The 16,423-nt window shown below is 62.0% G+C and carries 17 protein-coding genes and 1 riboswitch; of the genes, 12 read left to right on the top strand and 5 right to left on the bottom strand.

Annotated elements, in window-relative coordinates; genetic code table 11:
- Positions 1 to 128: 128 nt before the first annotated feature.
- The 4 genes from hflK to AC1DE1_RS04025 all read left to right on the top strand — a co-directional run bounded on the left by hflK (position 129) and on the right by AC1DE1_RS04025 (position 3,838).
- The gene (hflK, locus tag AC1DE1_RS04040) at positions 129 to 1,301 is read left to right on the top strand and encodes an FtsH protease activity modulator HflK (RefSeq protein ID WP_441603552.1); all 1,173 of its coding nucleotides are present in this window, start codon (positions 129 to 131) and stop codon (positions 1,299 to 1,301) included.
- The gene (gene hflC, locus AC1DE1_RS04035; RefSeq protein WP_441603551.1) at positions 1,298 to 2,167 is read left to right on the top strand and encodes a protease modulator HflC; all 870 of its coding nucleotides are present in this window, start codon (positions 1,298 to 1,300) and stop codon (positions 2,165 to 2,167) included. The genes hflK and hflC overlap by 4 nt, the downstream gene beginning before the upstream one ends.
- 13 nt (positions 2,168 to 2,180) lie before the next feature.
- Positions 2,181 to 2,366: a DUF2065 domain-containing protein gene (locus AC1DE1_RS04030; RefSeq protein WP_441603550.1), complete on the top strand. Its 186-nt coding sequence runs from the start codon at positions 2,181 to 2,183 to the stop codon at positions 2,364 to 2,366.
- A gap of 179 nt (positions 2,367 to 2,545) precedes the next feature.
- Positions 2,546 to 3,838, top strand: coding sequence for an adenylosuccinate synthase (locus AC1DE1_RS04025; RefSeq protein ID WP_441603549.1), 1,293 nt, complete (start codon positions 2,546 to 2,548; stop codon positions 3,836 to 3,838).
- A 184-nt stretch (positions 3,839 to 4,022) separates the two neighbouring features.
- Here the strand turns inward: AC1DE1_RS04025 and AC1DE1_RS04020 are convergent, their stop codons facing one another.
- A complete protein-coding gene (locus tag AC1DE1_RS04020; protein WP_477177605.1) occupies positions 4,023 to 4,178 on the bottom strand; it encodes a hypothetical protein in 156 nt (51 codons plus the stop codon).
- Positions 4,179 to 4,743: 565 nt separating this feature from the next.
- Between AC1DE1_RS04020 and AC1DE1_RS04015 the strand changes: the two genes are divergently transcribed.
- From AC1DE1_RS04015 to AC1DE1_RS03990, 6 genes are all read left to right on the top strand, one after another.
- Positions 4,744 to 5,574 carry a hypothetical protein gene (locus AC1DE1_RS04015; RefSeq protein ID WP_477177604.1) on the top strand — a complete coding sequence of 277 codons (831 nt, stop codon included), beginning with the start codon at positions 4,744 to 4,746 and terminating at the stop codon, positions 5,572 to 5,574.
- 323 nt (positions 5,575 to 5,897) lie between these two features.
- Positions 5,898 to 6,242 carry a hypothetical protein gene (locus tag AC1DE1_RS04010; RefSeq protein WP_477177603.1) on the top strand — a complete coding sequence of 115 codons (345 nt, stop codon included), beginning with the start codon at positions 5,898 to 5,900 and terminating at the stop codon, positions 6,240 to 6,242.
- A gap of 139 nt (positions 6,243 to 6,381) precedes the next feature.
- Positions 6,382 to 6,696, top strand: a complete 315-nt coding sequence (locus AC1DE1_RS04005; RefSeq protein ID WP_477178904.1) for a HigA family addiction module antitoxin — start codon at positions 6,382 to 6,384, stop codon at positions 6,694 to 6,696.
- Between the two features lie 205 nt (positions 6,697 to 6,901).
- Positions 6,902 to 7,345 (top strand): hypothetical protein, encoded by a 444-nt coding sequence (locus AC1DE1_RS04000; protein ID WP_477175906.1) that lies wholly within the window; start codon positions 6,902 to 6,904, stop codon positions 7,343 to 7,345.
- A gap of 81 nt (positions 7,346 to 7,426) precedes the next feature.
- The gene (locus AC1DE1_RS03995; protein ID WP_477175905.1) at positions 7,427 to 7,939 is read left to right on the top strand and encodes a demethoxyubiquinone hydroxylase family protein; all 513 of its coding nucleotides are present in this window, start codon (positions 7,427 to 7,429) and stop codon (positions 7,937 to 7,939) included.
- Positions 7,940 to 8,030: 91 nt separating this feature from the next.
- The gene (locus tag AC1DE1_RS03990; protein ID WP_477175904.1) at positions 8,031 to 8,876 is read left to right on the top strand and encodes an RES domain-containing protein; all 846 of its coding nucleotides are present in this window, start codon (positions 8,031 to 8,033) and stop codon (positions 8,874 to 8,876) included.
- A gap of 165 nt (positions 8,877 to 9,041) precedes the next feature.
- Here AC1DE1_RS03990 and AC1DE1_RS03985 read toward each other — a convergent pair whose 3' ends face one another.
- Positions 9,042 to 10,385 carry a carbohydrate-binding protein gene (locus AC1DE1_RS03985; RefSeq protein ID WP_046970478.1) on the bottom strand — a complete coding sequence of 448 codons (1,344 nt, stop codon included), beginning with the start codon at positions 10,383 to 10,385 and terminating at the stop codon, positions 9,042 to 9,044.
- A 417-nt stretch (positions 10,386 to 10,802) separates the two neighbouring features.
- Here AC1DE1_RS03985 and AC1DE1_RS03980 point away from each other — a divergent pair, with 417 nt between their 5' ends.
- Positions 10,803 to 11,312 (top strand): hypothetical protein, encoded by a 510-nt coding sequence (locus tag AC1DE1_RS03980; protein WP_477175903.1) that lies wholly within the window; start codon positions 10,803 to 10,805, stop codon positions 11,310 to 11,312.
- A gap of 73 nt (positions 11,313 to 11,385) precedes the next feature.
- Here AC1DE1_RS03980 and gcvP read toward each other — a convergent pair whose 3' ends face one another.
- The gene (gene gcvP, locus AC1DE1_RS03975) at positions 11,386 to 14,277 is read right to left on the bottom strand and encodes an aminomethyl-transferring glycine dehydrogenase (protein ID WP_477175902.1); all 2,892 of its coding nucleotides are present in this window, start codon (positions 14,275 to 14,277) and stop codon (positions 11,386 to 11,388) included.
- Between the two features lie 53 nt (positions 14,278 to 14,330).
- Positions 14,331 to 14,439: riboswitch (glycine riboswitch) on the bottom strand.
- 200 nt (positions 14,440 to 14,639) lie between these two features.
- Here gcvP and AC1DE1_RS03970 point away from each other — a divergent pair.
- Positions 14,640 to 15,062, top strand: coding sequence for a VOC family protein (locus AC1DE1_RS03970; RefSeq protein WP_477175901.1), 423 nt, complete (start codon positions 14,640 to 14,642; stop codon positions 15,060 to 15,062).
- Positions 15,063 to 15,254: 192 nt separating this feature from the next.
- Here the strand turns inward: AC1DE1_RS03970 and AC1DE1_RS03965 are convergent, their stop codons facing one another.
- Positions 15,255 to 15,854, bottom strand: a complete 600-nt coding sequence (locus AC1DE1_RS03965) for a cytochrome c3 family protein (protein WP_477163827.1) — start codon at positions 15,852 to 15,854, stop codon at positions 15,255 to 15,257.
- Position 15,855: 1 nt separating this feature from the next.
- Positions 15,856 to 16,422: a nitrate reductase cytochrome c-type subunit gene (locus AC1DE1_RS03960; RefSeq protein ID WP_477175900.1), complete on the bottom strand. Its 567-nt coding sequence runs from the start codon at positions 16,420 to 16,422 to the stop codon at positions 15,856 to 15,858.
- Between the last annotated feature and the right edge of the window lies 1 nt (position 16,423).

Raw genomic sequence — 16,423 nt, 5'->3', positions numbered from 1 at the left:
GCTGTTTGTGTGCGGCCATTCGCGCTCGCGCGGTACCCATCTCAAGCAGCCGACCCTATGTCCAAACCCGTTCAACGCGCTTTCCGGCCAACGCAGCCGGCCTCCCAGCGGCCTTAAGGAGACTGACCATGGCCTGGAACGAACCCGGTAACGGGCAACGTGATCCGTGGAACAGGAACCGCCAGCCTGGCAACAAGCCGGGTCTGGAGGACATGCTCAGGCAGCTGCGCAACCGGCTGGGCAAGCTTGGCGGCGGCGCCGGCGGCATCTTCACCATCCTGCTGGCCTTCCTGATCGTCTGGATCGCCATGAGCAGCTTCACCATCGTGGATGCCCGCCAGGCCGGCGTGGTGCTGCGCTTTGGCCAGTACTCGCGCACCCTTCCGCCGGGTTTCCACCTTAAGTTCCCCAGCCCGATTGAAACGGTGACCAAGGTCGGCACCACCGAGATCCGTTCGGTGTCCGACAAGGTGCGCATGCTGACCAGCGACGAGAACATCATCTCGGTCGACTTCAACGTGCAATACCAGGTAGCCGACGCCCGCAAGTTCCTCTTCTCGTTGAGCGGCCCGCCGGAAGACACGCTGCGCCAGGCCTCCGAGGCCGCCGTGCGCACGGTGGTGGGCGCCAATGTGATGGACAACATCCTCACCAGCCAGGGCGAAGGCGAGACCGTCGCGCCCGCCGCTGCCAGCACCGTGGCGGGCGCCTCGTCCGTGGCGACCCCGGCCGTTGTACCCGTGACCGGCGTGAAGGCACAGACGCGCGACACCTTGCAGCAGCAGACGCGCGAGATCCTGCAGGCCACGCTGGACGAATACGACGCCGGCCTGGTGGTGACCGACGTGAGCTTCCAGAACGTGGCCCCGCCGCAGGAAGTGAAGGACGCCTTCGACGACGTCAACGCCGCACGCGAAGACAAGCAGGGCACCGAGAACAACGCACGCGCCTACGCCAGCCAGGTGGTGCCGGTGGCGCGCGGCGATGCGTCGCGCATTTCCGCCGAGGCCCAGGGTTATGCCGCTGCCCGCGTGGCCACCGCCACCGGTGATGCCTCGCGCTTCAACCTCATCCTAAAGGAATACAAGGCCGCGCCGGATGTCACACGCCGTCGCCTGTGGCTGGAAACCGTCGAGGATGTGATGTCGAACAATCCCAAGGTGCTCGATGGTTCCGGCGGTCGCAACATGATCTACCTGCCGCTCGATCGCGCGACCGGCAAGGATGTGCCGAACGTGGGCTCGGTGATGCAATCGGCAGGCAGCGACAGCAGCCTCGGCGGCAAGGAGAAGCAGCCATGAAAATCGTCTCCGCCATCATCGCCGTGCTGATCGTGTTGCTCGGCTTCAACAGTTTGTTTGTCGTGCACGAAGGGCAGACCGCACTCGTGCTGCAGTTCGGCCGCATCGTGCGCACCGGCGACCAGCCGGGCCTGCACGCCAAGTTGCCGTTCATCCAACAGGTGATGACGTTCGACAACCGCATCCTCACGTTGGAAGCGCCGCCCGAGCGCTACTTCACCTCCGAGAAGAAGAGCGTCAACGTCGACTTCTATGTGAAGTGGCGCATCGCCGACAACGCCGCCTATTACCGCGCCACCGCCGGCGACGAGCTGCAGGCGGCCAATCGCCTCACGCCGATCGTGAAGGATGCGCTGCGTTTTGAATTCAACGGTCGCACCTTGCAGGAGCTGGTCTCGGCCGGTCGCAAGGACGTCACCGAGCGCGTGCGCAAGCAGACCGACACGGCCGCCCGCAAGAATTTCGGCATTGCCGTGGTCGACGTGCGCATCAAGCGTATCGATCTGCCGGACGAAGTGAGCGAGTCGGTGTACAAGCGCATGCGCGCCGAGCGCACGCAGCTCGCCAACGAATTGCGCTACACCGGTCAGCAGGCCGCCGAAACCATCAAGGCCGACGCAGATCGTCAGGCCCAAGTCGTCAAGGCGGAAGCCGAGCGCGATGCGGCCAAGGTGAAGGGCGAGGGCGATGCCCAGGCCGCGGCGATCTACGCGCAGGCTTACGGCCAGGACCCGGAGTTCTTCGCGTTTTATCGAAGCCTGGCCGCGTACCGTACCTCCTTCAAGGACGGCAAGGGCGTGCTGGTGCTGCGACCGGATTCGGAATTCCTGAAGTATTTCAGCGACGGCGCATCGTCCAAGCATTGAGTGGCAGGGGACGATGTCGAAGGAATTGGCAGGCGCGTTGTGCCTGGTGTTGGTGTTTGAAGGGCTGGTGCTGTTTGCCGCGCCGCGCGGGTGGCAAGCCACCATGCGCGAGGCAGTCAACATGAGCCCGCGCACGCTGCGCGTGTTTGGCGCGCTGGCCATCGGCATTGGCCTGGTGGCGCTGCAGTTGGTGCATTGAAAAGATGCGGCGATGGGCCGTTCAACCCATCGGAAACCGCCACGGTTTCCTCATCGTCATCCCGGCCGATGTCGGGATCCAGCGACGTCGAAGGCGCTGGCGTGACGAGTTGAGGTTGCCAGCCGAATTCGCGGCCCCCGGGCCATCCGATTTTTCAAATTGACGAGAGCAACATCATCATGGGCAAGTCAGTAGTCATCCTTGGTGCGCAGTGGGGCGACGAAGGCAAGGGCAAGATCGTCGACCTGCTGACTTCGAAGGTCAGCGCCGTCGCTCGCTTCCAGGGCGGTCACAACGCCGGCCACACGCTGGTCATCGGTGGCAAGAAGACCGTGCTGCATCTGATCCCGTCGGGCATTCTGCGCGACGACGCGCTGTGCCTGATCGGCAATGGCGTGGTGCTTTCGCCGCAGGCGCTCAAGCAGGAAATCGAAGAGCTCGAAGCGCAGGGCGTGGAAGTGCGTTCGCGCCTCAAGATCAGCCCGGCCACGCCGTTGATCATGCCGTACCACATCGCCGTCGATAAGGCGCGCGAAATCGCTGCCGGCAAGAGCGCCATCGGCACCACCGGCCGCGGCATCGGCCCGGCGTACGAAGACAAGGTGGCTCGCCGCAGCGTGCGCGTGGCCGACCTGATGTATCCGCACGAGCTGCCCGAGAAGATCAAGGCCGCCGTCGAGTACCACAACTTCATCCTCACCCAGTGGCTGAAGGCCGAGCCGGTCGACTTCCAGACCGTGCTGGACGATGCGCTGGCCTATGGCGAATTCATCCGCCCGATGGTCGACGACGTCGCCACCATCCTGCACGACGTGCGCAAGGAAGGCGGTCACATCCTGTATGAAGGCGCGCAGGGCGCACTGCTCGACATCGACCACGGCACCTACCCGTACGTGACCTCGTCCAACACCACCGTCGGCGGCGCACTTGCCGGCACCGGCGTGGGCGCAGGCGACATCGACTACGTGCTGGGCATCTGCAAGGCGTACGCCACGCGCGTGGGCGGCGGTCCGTTCCCGACCGAGCTCAACGACGAGATGGGCGAACGCCTGCGCAAGGTCGGCAACGAGTTCGGCGCGAGCACAGGCCGTCCGCGCCGCTGCGGCTGGATCGACCTCGTCGCGCTCAAGCGCGCCGTGCAGATCAACGGTATCAACGGCCTGGCCATCACCAAGCTCGACGTGCTCGACGGCCTGCCGACCATCAAGGTCTGCATCGCCTACGAATACCGCGGCAAGCGCCGCGAACTGGCCCCGCTCGACGCGGACGGCTGGGCCGAGTGCAAGCCCGTCTACCTGGAATTCCCGGGCTGGGACGAATCCACCGCCGGCATCCGCGAGTGGGACAAGCTGCCTGCTGCTGCTCGTGCTTATCTGCGTGCTGTGGAAGAGCTGTCGGGCTGCAAGCTGTCGCTGGTTGCTACCGGTGCGGATCGTGATGACACGATCGTGTTGGATGATCCATTCGCCTGAGCGATTAGTGCGTAAGCAACAAGAACAAGAAAGCCCCGCAAACGCGGGGCTTTTTTTTGACTACCAGATGGCGTTGGAGTCAGTTCGCCTCGAACATGTAGCCGTTTTGGCTACGAGCGTAGCGTTATTGGCTGCACCATCGAGCGTTAACTACCGCCGTCCCGTTTACTCACCAAGTTTGGCCCTACCGCTTCTTGCCATTGCCTGCAGGCTTACGATCAGGCGCTTGTGTCAGAACTGATCCCGCCAGCTTCTTTGCCGCGCTGGAAGAGGATTTCTGCTGGAGGACCTTGCCGGCCAAGCTCGCCAGCTCCTTTGAGGACTTCTCGTTCTTGCTCATTGCGACTTACCTCGTGAGTTGTGGGAATGTTTCATCTGCACATCTGCAACCTTGCTTCATCGGGCTGTCCAGAGAAAGCGTGGGGCACGAGTGCCCCACGCCCCGCCCTGCATCAGTCGAACAAGTTCAACTGACCGGGATGCGACCGCCAGTGTTGGCATACAAACTCTGTCCGGTTGAACCGGAATCGCGTGTACGCCCGCACGAAGACGGATCTCACCTCGGAAAGCCTGACCATAGGCAAACCTCCAATTTGAGTAATTGGAGGGCAGTTGTTGCCCACGACTCTCGACAGTAGAATGCCGAGCTGTCCTCACAAGACTGTCGTAGGTGGCGGGTCGCCCTCGTTCACCTTCGCCACATGAGCCCCGGGTCACCTCTCTTGCAGGAGGGGTGGCGCCGGGGCTTTTCTTTGGCCGTTTTCACGCCTAAGAAAGCTTAGTCACACAACACGACGAGCAAGGTATCACCAGTTCTTTGCCGGTGCAAGACTTACGGAGACTGCGAATCTGACAAATTGAAGAACTGGTGTTAGACTGCGAGCGTCCCATCCAGGAGAGCGGCTATGAGCGATGCTGAGGCAAGCAACAAGGGGAACCGCGGCGCAGTGCACCGCAGCCCATCATTTCCTTCGATTGACCTGAAGACTGCGATCGAACGAGCACGGATCTTCTATCAGCATGAGAAGCGCCTTCCAGCCAATGTGGCAGTGGTGGCCAAGCACTGGGGCTACTCGCCGCAGAGCAGCGGCGGAAAGCAAGTTTTGGCTGCTCTTCTGTCTTTTGGCCTGATGGAGGACAAGGGCAGTGGCGACCAGCGACAGGTGAAGCTGACCGACCTGGCGCTGCGGATTCTTCTGGACGAGCGCCCGGGATCCTTGGAGCGCCGCGAGGCCCTTCAGCGCGCTGCATTCATGCCCAAAATTCATTCCGAGCTTTTCACGAAGTGGGATGAATCTCTGCCGTCAGATCCTAACCTGCGCCACTATTTGCTCATCGAAAAGAAGTTCAATGAGAACGGTGCTGCTGACTTCATCAGACAGCTTCGCTCGACGGCTGATTTCGCGGGGATTTATGCGTCATCATCATTGGATTCTGATTCGCCTGAAGAGCAGCTGGATGATATTGGAGTTGAAGAAGCCCGTCAGACTAGCCCCATGACGGCAGGTATTGCGGCACGTTCTGCCGCGCAGCAACACAGCACTCCTGCCGCACCCGCAGCTCCTGTCACCCATGTTGTAGGTGCGAACGTGCGCCAGGATACATTTTCCCTTGATGAGGGCATGGTTGTCCTTCAGTGGCCAGCTCATTTGAGCAAAGCAAGCTTTGAGGATCTAAAGGATTGGATGGAGCTTCAGTTGAGAAAAATTGCCAGAAGCGTGCAATCAAGCGATTGAAGTAAGCACGAAAACGTACCAGGGGCAATTTCATGAGTCTGAGTGCACGTTTTTGAGCGCGCTCTGCCTTCAGGTCGTCTAAGGGAATGGTGCTGACATTCAGTCGGCCTTGCGCCGTCACGCGCCGCCTCGCCCCGGTGGACACCCTTCTCGCCGATCCCTGACAGACGATGCCAACCCTACTCGTTAGGGTCAGTTAGTCACTCTCGCTGTCGTGTTTCAAGGCGCGTACGTGACCATGACCACCAGGTCATGAGCCGCGGGCCGTGAGTGCGGAAACACTCACGACCCGCTAACCATCACCAACTGACTGAGAGTTGATCATGGCTGTCCGCGATCATACGGTACGCATTCGCTCGTCCGTTCCCCCTGACGACACCCTCACTCCTCCGCCTGGCGACTCGTCGTCCACGGCGGCGGCATGGCCCGAAACTCCGCGTCACAGCACTCGCGGTGACACCGCCCTGGCGGTGCTCGCCCTCTTGCGTCTGCGTCTCGACAGCGAGCAGTGCCGCAACGCGCAGGCGCGGGGACTCCCCGGCAGAGCGCTGCCATGGCCGCTTCCCGTGGCCGACACAGCCAGCCTGGGCACGGCCATCCACTGCCTGCAGCAGTACGCCCGCCTGCTCGGTGACGAGCCTCAAGTGGATACACCACGCCCCCGATGATCACCGTTTGGGCGCATCGGCCGGTAGGGCGATGCGCCGCACTCGGGCGATCACCGACGAAGCTGCCAAGCATTCACTGACACGGAGCGCTGTAAGCGCCTATCCGCTGCGCGGCCGTGTCTGACAGGGAGGAACCACCATGGAACTGATCCAGCTCACGCCGCATTCGGAAGTGGACCCCTCGCAACCGCTGCGAGCCCCTGGCGACATCTTGTTGCACGCCTACCTGATCCCAAGCGCGCTCAATCCCGCCCAACTCGCCCGTCGCACCGGCATTCCCTCCAACTACATCAAAGGCTTCATCGCCGGCACCCACCCCATCACCCCCAATGTCGCCCTCCGCCTCTCCCTTACCTTCGACACCACCGCCTTCTACTGGTTGGCACTTCAGGCGCGGTACGATTTGGAAAGAGCGAAGCCTGTGGTCCGCGCCTATCGTCCGCTCGTTGATTAAGGACAAACGCACGACAAGCGGGACCGACAATCGAGACGGAGGCAGCTAAATCCCATCGCCATTGTTTGAATTAGCTACCTCCGCCCCGTTTGCGGGGGAAATGCCTGTTTGACGGGCCTCATCTGTCAGATTGAATCGGGCTGCACGAAAGGTCTGCTTCCGACCCGCAGCGGACATGTCGTCATCAGATTCTAAGGAGCGATCAGTGCACGAAGCCGCCGAGCAGTTCCTCGCCCTGGGCAGCGACAAGAAGCGCGCCGCCTGCATCCAGCTTTGTGAGCGTGCATTGAAAGTATGGGAAGCGAATTTCCCTGACAGTTGCCGCGTGGCTTATCAAGAGTCAGTAGCCGGGAGTCCCAGAATTTTGGACTGCGGGCTTCCTCGCGAGGCGCTGGCTGCGGTCCGTGCGGGGACGGATTCGGCGAATATCGGCCAACGTTACCTGGAGCCGCTTGCCGCCCTACAGGATGATGATCTCGTCCTTCCCGAGGCAGCCCAGTTTGCCTATTACGCGATCTACAACGCCTTTGAATGCTATGTCAGGCAGAAGAAGACGGACGAGTGGACAATCGTGAATCAGGCGCTCGCAAGTGCGGACACGCACGACCCAGGGGCTGTTCTCTCTCACCTGCTTCGTGAGGTAGTTTGATCTACATGTCGCTTAGGTCCGCTGCCGACCCACAGCGGACGTCGCAAACGTGAGGGGCGCAAATTGGAGGTGCCGGCACAGATGGATCTGGGAAGTCGAATCTTGAAAGTGGACCACGCGGGCGAATTTGGCGCGATATCCATTTATACAGGCCAGATCTGGATGGCCCATCTGCGGGCACCTGACCTCATTCCGGAGCTCATGGAATTCAGGTCGCATGAGCGTCGTCATCGCGCCATCTTCAGCGCAGAGCTTGAACGACGGTCGCAGCGGCGATGCAGAAGCTATGCCCTATGCGGGGTTGGCGGTTTCTTGCTTGGTCTGATCACGGGACTACTGGGACGTTCGGCGATAGCCGCGACAACGGTTGCTGTGGAGAGTGTGGTTCTAAGGCACTTGGAAGAGCAGTTGGGGCGTCTTCGCGGTATAGACGAAGACGCGGCTTCCGCGATTTCTGCCATCGTCTCGGAGGAAAGAGAACATCATGATCGATCCGCTGCACACGTTCCGAGCGCAAGCTTTTGGTACCGAACGCTGCGCCCGGTTGTAGCCGTGGCAACAGAGTCTGTCATTTGGCTCGGGATGCGACTTTGATCTGTTCAGAGCGTCCGCCTCCGACTCGTAGCGGTCCTCTTGCATAGGTGAGTGCTGCATCCTCACTGCTTAATTTTCGCGGACGATATACATGTTTTCTTCTGATATCAGCATTGAAGAAATGAGAGGCCGGGTCTTTGATTTTCGGGCTCGCGCAGAAGCCGGAATTGACGATAAAGATTGCATAGATGCCTTATTGTCATTGTTCGGAAGTCGTTTTTCGTTCCCAACGCAGATCAACCATTACGAGAAAGGGACATTGTTCTATCGTGCACGGGCGATTCCATTTGACGACGCCGATATCCCATTTCGGACAATCTGGAAGGTTGGCGATGCTTGGGAGCCGCCTACGGAAGTCGTGAAAGTACAGGGCCGCCTCAATGCAATTCATCAGAGCATTTTGTACTGCTGCGCGCATGACCCCTTTTTGGCGATCACCGAGGCCAGGGCAAACGGACACAAACATGTTGCAGTCATCGTATACAGATCACGCCGGCCGGTAGGTGTCTCGGTTCTTGGTAATTATGGCAATTCCAATCTCCCCAAAGATCTTGGGACGAAGTTCTTCTACTCGTTCTTGGACGAAGAATTTTCGAGGCATGTTCCGGCGGGAGGTGAGGGACGTTACTCCATCACTCGTGCAATTGCGGACTCATTCTTCAACTATCCTGAGCAAGACGCGTGGTGCTATCGCTCTGTTCAATCGCCAGATCAATTCAATACGGCGTTCTTACCCGGAAAGTCGAAAAAGGTCCTTGATTTGGTCGGTGTATTGATCTGCAATCTCGCAGGTTCTTATGGCACGCAGTTGAGTGTTGATTGGGTCGTGGATTTTGACGAAGCAGGGGATGCTCGTTATCACCGAATTGGTACGGAAGAGCAGAGGAAGATATTTCCCTCGATAACCCCGACTCCCATGGTGGCGGGGACCCCATGAGGGGACGTTTTTAGCACTCTGGCAGGGTCTTCTTCCGACCCAGAGCGTACACTTTCGATTCGGACAAACGGGACGGAGGTAGCTAAGTCCCGCTGCCATTGTCCAAACAAAAAACCCCGCCTTCGAGCGGGGCTTTTTTGTTTCTTTGACTAACGCGCGTGCCGCTTAACGGCCCAGGTCGCTGAGGAACCGCTTCGTGTATTGCAGCGGCGTCGTCGATGGCACCGAGTTGCACGTGGGCGAGGCGTAGTTCTGGTTGCACGGCGTGTCGCGATCGAGTGACCAGAAGTGGATGCCGGCGAGGCCGTTGGCGACGGCGTAGGTGGTGATGGCGTCGGCGTTGGCGATGGTGAAGTTTTCGCTCGCGGCATCGTTGATGCCGATCATCGGGGTGATCTCGATCTTGTTCGGCGAGATGCCGTAGGTGTGTTCGAGATTCTTCACCGCCTGGATGGCCGACTGGCCCATATCGCAGCTGCTGCCCGATACCACGCACAGGTACGAGGCGGCGGATGAGCCGTAATCCATGGCCATCAGGTTGATGGTGTAGTTGGTCAGCGAGGAGGCCTTGATCGCCTTCACCACCATATCGCCGAGGCTGTTGACGCCGCCGTAGCTGCCGTCCGACGCGCCCAGCGTGGCGAGGGTGAAGGAGAAGCGCAGGTTGGGATACAGCGACTGGCCGTACACGGCGGCAGCAACGAGATTGTTGATGGTCGCCTGCGATTGGCCGCCTTCGATGTCGAAGTCCACGCCCACCATCTTCGGCGACATGTAGCGCGACAGGAACGTAGCGAAGTTGGCGGTGCTTCCGCAGGTGAAGGTGCCTGCCTGTCCGCCGGTGGAGACGATGTAAGACACGCCGGCGTTGGAGAGCGCGGAGATATTGGCGCTGGCGAAGCTGGCGCCCGGGACGCCGCCCCAGTTCTCGCTGCCGCATTCGCCGGTGGCGAAGGCGAGGGTGATGGCGCCAAGGTTGGTCACGTAGTTGGACTTGAGGCTGCCGCTGCCGACCACCGGGATCGACGAGCCCGTGGCCGCCGCGGTCTGCATGACATTGGTGTTCCAGTTGAGGTTGATGGTCACGTCCTTGTAGGGACTGAACACCAGGTTCGCGCCGGTGCCGGGCGGATTGGTGGGACCTGTGCCACCGCCACCCGTGCCGCCGCCGCCAGTACCACCGCCGCCTGTGCCGCCACCACCGGACGATCCGCCCGTACACGCACCTTGCGAGGTCCACGGCTGGCCGGAGCCTGCACCGCCGCTGTTGGTGGCGGGGTCATTGCCCTGCGTCCACCAGTTGGCGAGGTAGTTGGTGCCGTTCTCGCTCGCGGTCTGGCCGCCGGTGTAAACCGTGCTTGCGCTCCACGCCGCGGCGCAGGTGGCCTGCGCATGTACCGCTTGAACGGGTGCGAGCGTCATCAGGCTCATGGCCATCGCACCACCTGCAGTGGTGCCGATCGCGTTGAGTGCCGTGCGTAGCCAAACAACCGACTTCTTCAAGTGCATGGAAGCGTCTCCTGGTTGTGTTGCGTCACTGAGGCGGAAGGTTTCCCTGGCGACGAGCCGAGTCCGATCGGCGGTGGGCGTCCCCTTGCGTTCCCTGCGGGTCATGACTTGCCGTGGTCATGACGATGTCGTCTTTGTGTCCACTATTGACAACGTTGTCCTTAAAAGGCGACGAGAACTGTGATGGGGGTTGTGAATTTGGGAAGCGAAATCGGTCGATATGGATGGATGGTTATATGGCGCGACGTGCCGTGTTTTTCGTGCGTTGCAGCGCGTTCGACGGCGGATTGCTTGAGGTCTATGGCGATGCGGGATGGTGCGTTGCGACTAGAACGATTCAGACGTTTGGATGGCTAGCCGTTTCCGTTGAGACTTTTCTGACAACGTTGTCTAAGGTCGGCATAGCGATCTGGCCAGGTGCCGAAACAGCAGATAGCCCTTACCATCGCTGAGCCGGCACGGGGGTGCCGGCGCAAGAAATCACAGGGGGGAGTTATGGGATCGCGTTACAAGCAGGAACGCTGGTACTGGCCGACGTTCGGAAACATCGCCGATGCCGAGCAGGCATCCAATCAGGGCTTCTGGGCCGCAGCGTTTTGTGCGGTCGTGACGGCAGTCGTCGCCACCATCAGCCTGCTGTCCAACCACAGCGTCATGGGCATCAATGCGTTCGCTTACGCCGACGCGCTGTTCCTGGCCATCATTGCCTGGCGCATCCGGCGTCGCTCGCGGGTGTTCGCGGTGATTGGCCTGGTGTTGTTTGTGCTGGAAAAGATTTTCCAGTTTGCCACGCAGCCGCAGGCTTACTTTGGCATCTTCATGGCCGTGGTGCTGTTGTTTTGCTTTATCAATGGCGTGCGCGGCACCTTCGCCTACCATCGCATGATCGCGGCCAAACCGCAGGAGCCCGCTGTCGCAAGCGTCTGACGTGCTGCATGGCTTTCAACAAAAAAAGGGCTCCGCATGCGGAGCCCTTTTTCTATTCACGCTGAGGGCAAGCTCAGGCGACGTTCGGTTCGCTGAAAGCCTCGATCTCGCCCTTGAACGCTTCCACCGGCACGCAGCTGCAGAAGACGTTTTTGTCGCCGTAGACGTTGTCCACGCGGGCGACTGGCGACCAGTACTTCTGGAACTTCAGGCTGGGCAGCGGGAAGGCGGCCAGTTCGCGGGTGTAGGCGTGGGTCCACTCTGAGGCGGACACCATCACGGCGGTGTGCGGGGCGTGCTTGAGCGGGTTGTCTTCGCGGTCGAGCTTGCCTTCGTCCACGGCGCGGATTTCGTCGCGGATCTGGATCATGGCGTCGATGAAGCGATCGAGCTCGGACTGCGATTCGCTTTCGGTCGGTTCGACCATCAGCGTACCGGCAACCGGGAAGCTCAGCGTCGGTGCGTGGAAGCCGAAGTCGATCAGGCGCTTGGCGACGTCTTCTGCGCCGATGCCGGTGGCGTCCTTGAGCGGACGCAGGTCGAGGATGCACTCGTGTGCCACCAGGCCGTTGCGGCCGGTGTAGAGCGTCTCGTAATGCGGCGCCAGGCGCTTGGCGATGTAGTTGGCGTTGAGCAGCGCGACCTGGGTGGCGCGGCGCAGGCCGCTGGCGCCCATCATGGTGATGTACATCCAACTGATCGGCAGGATCGAGGCGGAGCCGTAGCTGGCAGCCGACACCATGCCCACGGTGCTTTCAGCGCCATACGTTCCCGGGAGGAACGGAGCCAAGTGCGACTTCACCGCGCACGGGCCGACGCCCGGGCCGCCACCGCCGTGCGGGATGCAGAAGGTCTTGTGCAGGTTGAGGTGCGAGACGTCCGAACCCCACTTGCCCGGCTTGGCCACGCCGACCAGCGCATTCATGTTGGCGCCGTCGGTGTACACCTGGCCGCCGTGCTCGTGCACGATCTCGCAGATCTTGACGATGTCTTCCTCGAACACGCCGTGCGTGGACGGGTAGGTGATCATCAGGGCGGCGAGGCGATCGCTGAACTTCTCGGCGGCGCGCTTGATGTCTTCCACGTCGACGTTGCCGTTCGCATCGCACTTGGTCACCACCACCTGCATGCCGCACATCTGCGCGGAGGCCGGGTTGGTGCCGTGCGCGGACTCCGGGATCAGGCAGATATCGCGATGGCCTTCGCCGCGCGAGCGGTGATAGGCGCGGATGGCGAGCAGGCCGGCGTATTCGCCTTGCGCACCGGAGTTCGGCTGCAGGCTGACGGCGTCGTAGCCGGTGCATTCCACCAGCATCGCTTCGAGCTCGTCGATCAGCTGCTTGTAGCCGGTGGCCTGGTCAGCCGGGGCCAGCGGATGGATGTTGGCGAACTCGGGCCACGTCACCGGGATCATCTCGGCGGTGGCGTTGAGCTTCATGGTGCAGCTGCCCAGCGGGATCATCGTGCGATCCATCGCCAGATCCTTGTCGGCCAGCGAACGCATGTAGCGCAGCAGCTCGTGCTCGCTGTGGTGCGTGTTGAACGCCGGGTGCGTCATGAACTTCGACGTACGGGCGAGGCCGGCGGGCAGGGCGTCGTTGGTCTTGGCGTCGAGCGCGTCGATATCGGCGATGGTGGCGCCAAACAGCGCAGCGACGGCGATGACGTCCGCGCGCGTGGTGGTTTCATCGAGGCTGATGCCCAGGCTCTTGCCGTCGATCTGGCGCAGGTTGATGCCGGCGGCCTTGGCCTTCGCATGGATGGCGGCGGCATCGACGTTGACCACGTGCAGCGTGTCGAAGAAATCCGGACCGACGGTGACGCCGGCATCGCGCAGCGCACCGGCAAGGATCGCGGCGAGGCGATGCGTGCGGCGCGCAATGCGCACCAGGCCTTCCGGACCGTGGTACACGGCGTACATGCTGGCCATCACGGCGAGCAGCACCTGCGCGGTACAGATGTTGGAGGTGGCCTTCTCGCGGCGGATGTGCTGCTCGCGCGTCTGCAGCGTGAGGCGGTAGGCGGGCTTGCCTTCGGCGTCGATGGAGACGCCGATCAGGCGACCCGGCATCGAACGCTTGTAGCTGTCGCGGCAGGCCATGAAGGCGGCATGCGGGCCACCGAAGCCGAACGGCACGCCAAAGCGCTGGGTGTTGCCGACCACGATGTCCGCGCCCCATTCGCCCGGCGAGGCGATCACGGTGAGGGCGAGCAGGTTGGTGGCCACGCAGACCACGCCGTGGCGCGCGTGCACCGCGTCGGCCAGCGCCTTGTAGTCGTTGATCTGGCCGAAGGTGTTGGGGTACTGCAGCAGCACGCCGTAGCTGTCGACGCTGGCGGCTTCGCTGTCGTCGCCGATATGCAGGTCGATGCCCATCGCTTCGGCGCGGGTCTTGATCACTTCCAGCGTCTGCGGATGCACGGCGTTGGACACGAAGAACAGGTTGGACTTGGACTTGGTCGAACGCTTGGCCAGCGTCATCGCTTCGGCGGCAGCGGTGCCTTCATCGAGCAGGGACGCGTTGGCGATCTCCATGCCGGTGAGGTCGGCGCACATGGTCTGGAAGTTGATCAGCGCTTCCATGCGGCCCTGCGAAATCTCCGCCTGGTACGGCGTATAGGCCGTGTACCACGCCGGGTTCTCCAGAATGTTGCGCAGGATGACGTTCGGGGTCAGCGTGCCGTAGTAGCCCTGGCCGATGAAGCTGCGGAACACCTGGTTCTTGTCGGCGATGGCACGGATCTTGGCCAACGCTTCCACTTCGGTGATCGGCGAGGGCAGGGCCAGCGGCGCCGGCGACTTGATCTTGCCCGGCACGATGGCGTCGGTCATCGCTTCCAGCGAGTCGAAGCCCAGCAGCGCCAGCATCTTGGCGATTTCAGCGTCGTTGGGGCCGATATGACGCTCGATGAAGGCGTCGTGGTGCTCGAGATCACGCAGGGAAGGATGGGCGTTCTGACTCATGGCAGGGGCTTCCGAAAATGGCCAATAAAGGCCGAACGTGCATGCCGCACGCGAAGCGCCCCTCTGTCCTTTTGCCTGAGAGTTTGGAAGAGCAGGCTCAACGAGCCCACGCTTCGTGCCCCTTCGGCGCCGGATCTAACCGGTCTCTCCAGAGTTTCTGTGCGTGCGATGGTCTGGGGCCTGAGCGATTACGGGCGTTGCGCCTTCGGCAGCGGTTCTCACCGCTTCTCCCACCACACGCTAAACGACGATTATAAGCTGCCTCGGCCGGGATTTCCTCCCTGCCGGTCGGGGACGCCGTCCACCGTGCGGGCCTTGTCTCAAACGGCATAAGATGAAAGGCCCGCCCAAAGAGCCTCCCCATGCCCAAGCCCCCGTTTCAGCTGGCCCGGATCGACCACGTGGTGCTGCGCGTACGCGATGCCGAGGCCATGCAGCGTTTCTATGTCGACGTGCTGGGCTGCCTCGAAGAACGCCGCCAGGACGAGATCGGCCTGGTCCAGCTGCGTGCCGGCGACTCGCTGATCGACCTGGTGGCGCTGGACAGCAAGCTCGGGCGCCTGGGTGGCGCGGGGCCGGGCAGCGAGGGCCACAACATGGATCACCTGTGCCTGCAGGTGGAGAACTATGACGAGGCGGCCATCGTGGCCCACCTCAAGGCGCATGGCGTGCGCGTGGGGGAGATCGGGTCGCGCTATGGGGCGAAGGGCGAGGGGCCGTCGATTTACCTGTACGACCCGCAGGGGAATATGGTCGAGTTGAAGGGGCCGCCCGCCGCTACCTGACCGCCCTTGTGGGAGCGCACCCTGTGCGCGACGACCCAGCGGAGAGGTGCGCCGCAGCGGGACGGTCGCGCACAGGGTGCGCTCCCACAGGGAGGGCGGCCTCCTCAGCCCTGCGGCACGCCGGTCATATCTAGCAGGTGATGCGCGATACGGTCGCGCACAGGGTGCGCTCCCACAGGGAGGGCGGGCTCCTCAGCCTTGCGGCACGCCGGTCATATCCGGCAAATGATGCGCGATGCCCTTGTGGCAATCGATGCACGTCTTCTCGCCCGAGCCCAGCCAGCGCTTGTGGATTTCCGCCGCGCGCGTCGACTGGCGCGTGAGGTCCATCGATGTGTAGTTGTGGCAGTTGCGGCACTCCAGCGAATCGTTGGCTTTCAATCGCGCCCATTCGTGTTCGGCCAGTTCCAGGCGGTGGTCGAGGAACTTCTCGCGCGTGTTGACGGTGCCGAAAATCTTGCCGTAAACCTCCTTGGAGGCCTGCATCTTGCGGGCGATCTTGTCGGTCCACTGATGTGGCACGTGGCAGTCGGGGCAGGTGGCGCGCACGCCGGAGCGGTTGGTGTAGTGGATGGTCGACTTCAATTCCTGGAAGACGTTGTCGTGCATCTCGTGGCAACCGGTGCAGAACGCCTCGGTATTGGTCAACTCAAGTCCCGTGTTGAACGCACCCCAGAACATCACGCCCGCGATAAAGCCGCCCAGGGTGAGAAAGCCGAGGCTGTAGTGGACGCTGGGGCGGCGGATCGTCCGCCATAACGCGATGAGCCATTCCTTGAGCCGCGGCCACATATCAGTTCGCCTTCTGCTCGGGCTGCTCGGAGAGCACGGTGTCGATGTCTTTGAAGTTGTTCGCGACCAGCGGCTTGGCGTCGGTCTGCACCACATGGCACTGGTTGCAGAAATAGCGGCGCGGCGAGATGGTGGCGAGGAACTGGTCGTTGCGATCCATGTAGTGGGTGACGCTGACCGGCGGCGCCTGGAATTTGTCGGCGTTGGCGCGCGCGTGGCACAAGAGGCAACGGTTGGAATTCTTGTCGATTTGGTAGTTGTCGATGGAGTGCGGGATCGTCGGCGGCTGCATCGGATAGGCGCGGATGCGCTTGATGTCCGCGTTCTCCACGCGGGCCATCAGCGGGGCGGCGATTTCCTGGTTCACCGGGGCGCCGCGGCGGATGGCGTCGATCTGGTCGCCGGCGGCCACGGGTTCGGCGGTGCTTGCGATCGCCGGTGGCGCGGCGCTCTGCACGGTGGCTACGTGCGGCTCGGGCGAGGATTTCTTGCCCACCGCGAATCCAACCGCGGCGGCCACCAGCACCACGATGACGGCGAGGACGATGAGGGCTTTGTCGCGCATCATG

Source organism: Dyella sp. 05T440, assembly GCF_056395965.1.
The sequence above is the reverse complement of the archived record's forward strand: the minus strand, read 5'-3'. Positions and strand labels throughout refer to the sequence as shown.

What these genes read in the sequence shown, in the direction of transcription:
- AC1DE1_RS03995 (WP_477175905.1), top strand. Translation starts at nt 7,427, where the DNA reads ATGGATCTGGGAAGTCGAATCTTGAAAGTGGACCACGCGGGCGAATTT.
- AC1DE1_RS04010 (WP_477177603.1), top strand. Translation starts at nt 5,898, where the DNA reads ATGGCTGTCCGCGATCATACGGTACGCATTCGCTCGTCCGTTCCCCCT.
- AC1DE1_RS03960 (WP_477175900.1), bottom strand. Translation starts at nt 16,422, where the DNA reads ATGATGCGCGACAAAGCCCTCATCGTCCTCGCCGTCATCGTGGTGCTG.
- AC1DE1_RS03970 (WP_477175901.1), top strand. Translation starts at nt 14,640, where the DNA reads ATGCCCAAGCCCCCGTTTCAGCTGGCCCGGATCGACCACGTGGTGCTG.
- AC1DE1_RS03985 (WP_046970478.1), bottom strand. Translation starts at nt 10,385, where the DNA reads ATGCACTTGAAGAAGTCGGTTGTTTGGCTACGCACGGCACTCAACGCG.
- AC1DE1_RS03965 (WP_477163827.1), bottom strand. Translation starts at nt 15,854, where the DNA reads ATGTGGCCGCGGCTCAAGGAATGGCTCATCGCGTTATGGCGGACGATC.
- AC1DE1_RS04025 (WP_441603549.1), top strand. Translation starts at nt 2,546, where the DNA reads ATGGGCAAGTCAGTAGTCATCCTTGGTGCGCAGTGGGGCGACGAAGGC.
- hflC (WP_441603551.1), top strand. Translation starts at nt 1,298, where the DNA reads ATGAAAATCGTCTCCGCCATCATCGCCGTGCTGATCGTGTTGCTCGGC.
- gcvP (WP_477175902.1), bottom strand. Translation starts at nt 14,277, where the DNA reads ATGAGTCAGAACGCCCATCCTTCCCTGCGTGATCTCGAGCACCACGAC.
- hflK (WP_441603552.1), top strand. Translation starts at nt 129, where the DNA reads ATGGCCTGGAACGAACCCGGTAACGGGCAACGTGATCCGTGGAACAGG.
- AC1DE1_RS04020 (WP_477177605.1), bottom strand. Translation starts at nt 4,178, where the DNA reads ATGAGCAAGAACGAGAAGTCCTCAAAGGAGCTGGCGAGCTTGGCCGGC.
- AC1DE1_RS04030 (WP_441603550.1), top strand. Translation starts at nt 2,181, where the DNA reads ATGTCGAAGGAATTGGCAGGCGCGTTGTGCCTGGTGTTGGTGTTTGAA.
- AC1DE1_RS03990 (WP_477175904.1), top strand. Translation starts at nt 8,031, where the DNA reads ATGTTTTCTTCTGATATCAGCATTGAAGAAATGAGAGGCCGGGTCTTT.
- AC1DE1_RS04015 (WP_477177604.1), top strand. Translation starts at nt 4,744, where the DNA reads ATGAGCGATGCTGAGGCAAGCAACAAGGGGAACCGCGGCGCAGTGCAC.
- AC1DE1_RS04005 (WP_477178904.1), top strand. Translation starts at nt 6,382, where the DNA reads ATGGAACTGATCCAGCTCACGCCGCATTCGGAAGTGGACCCCTCGCAA.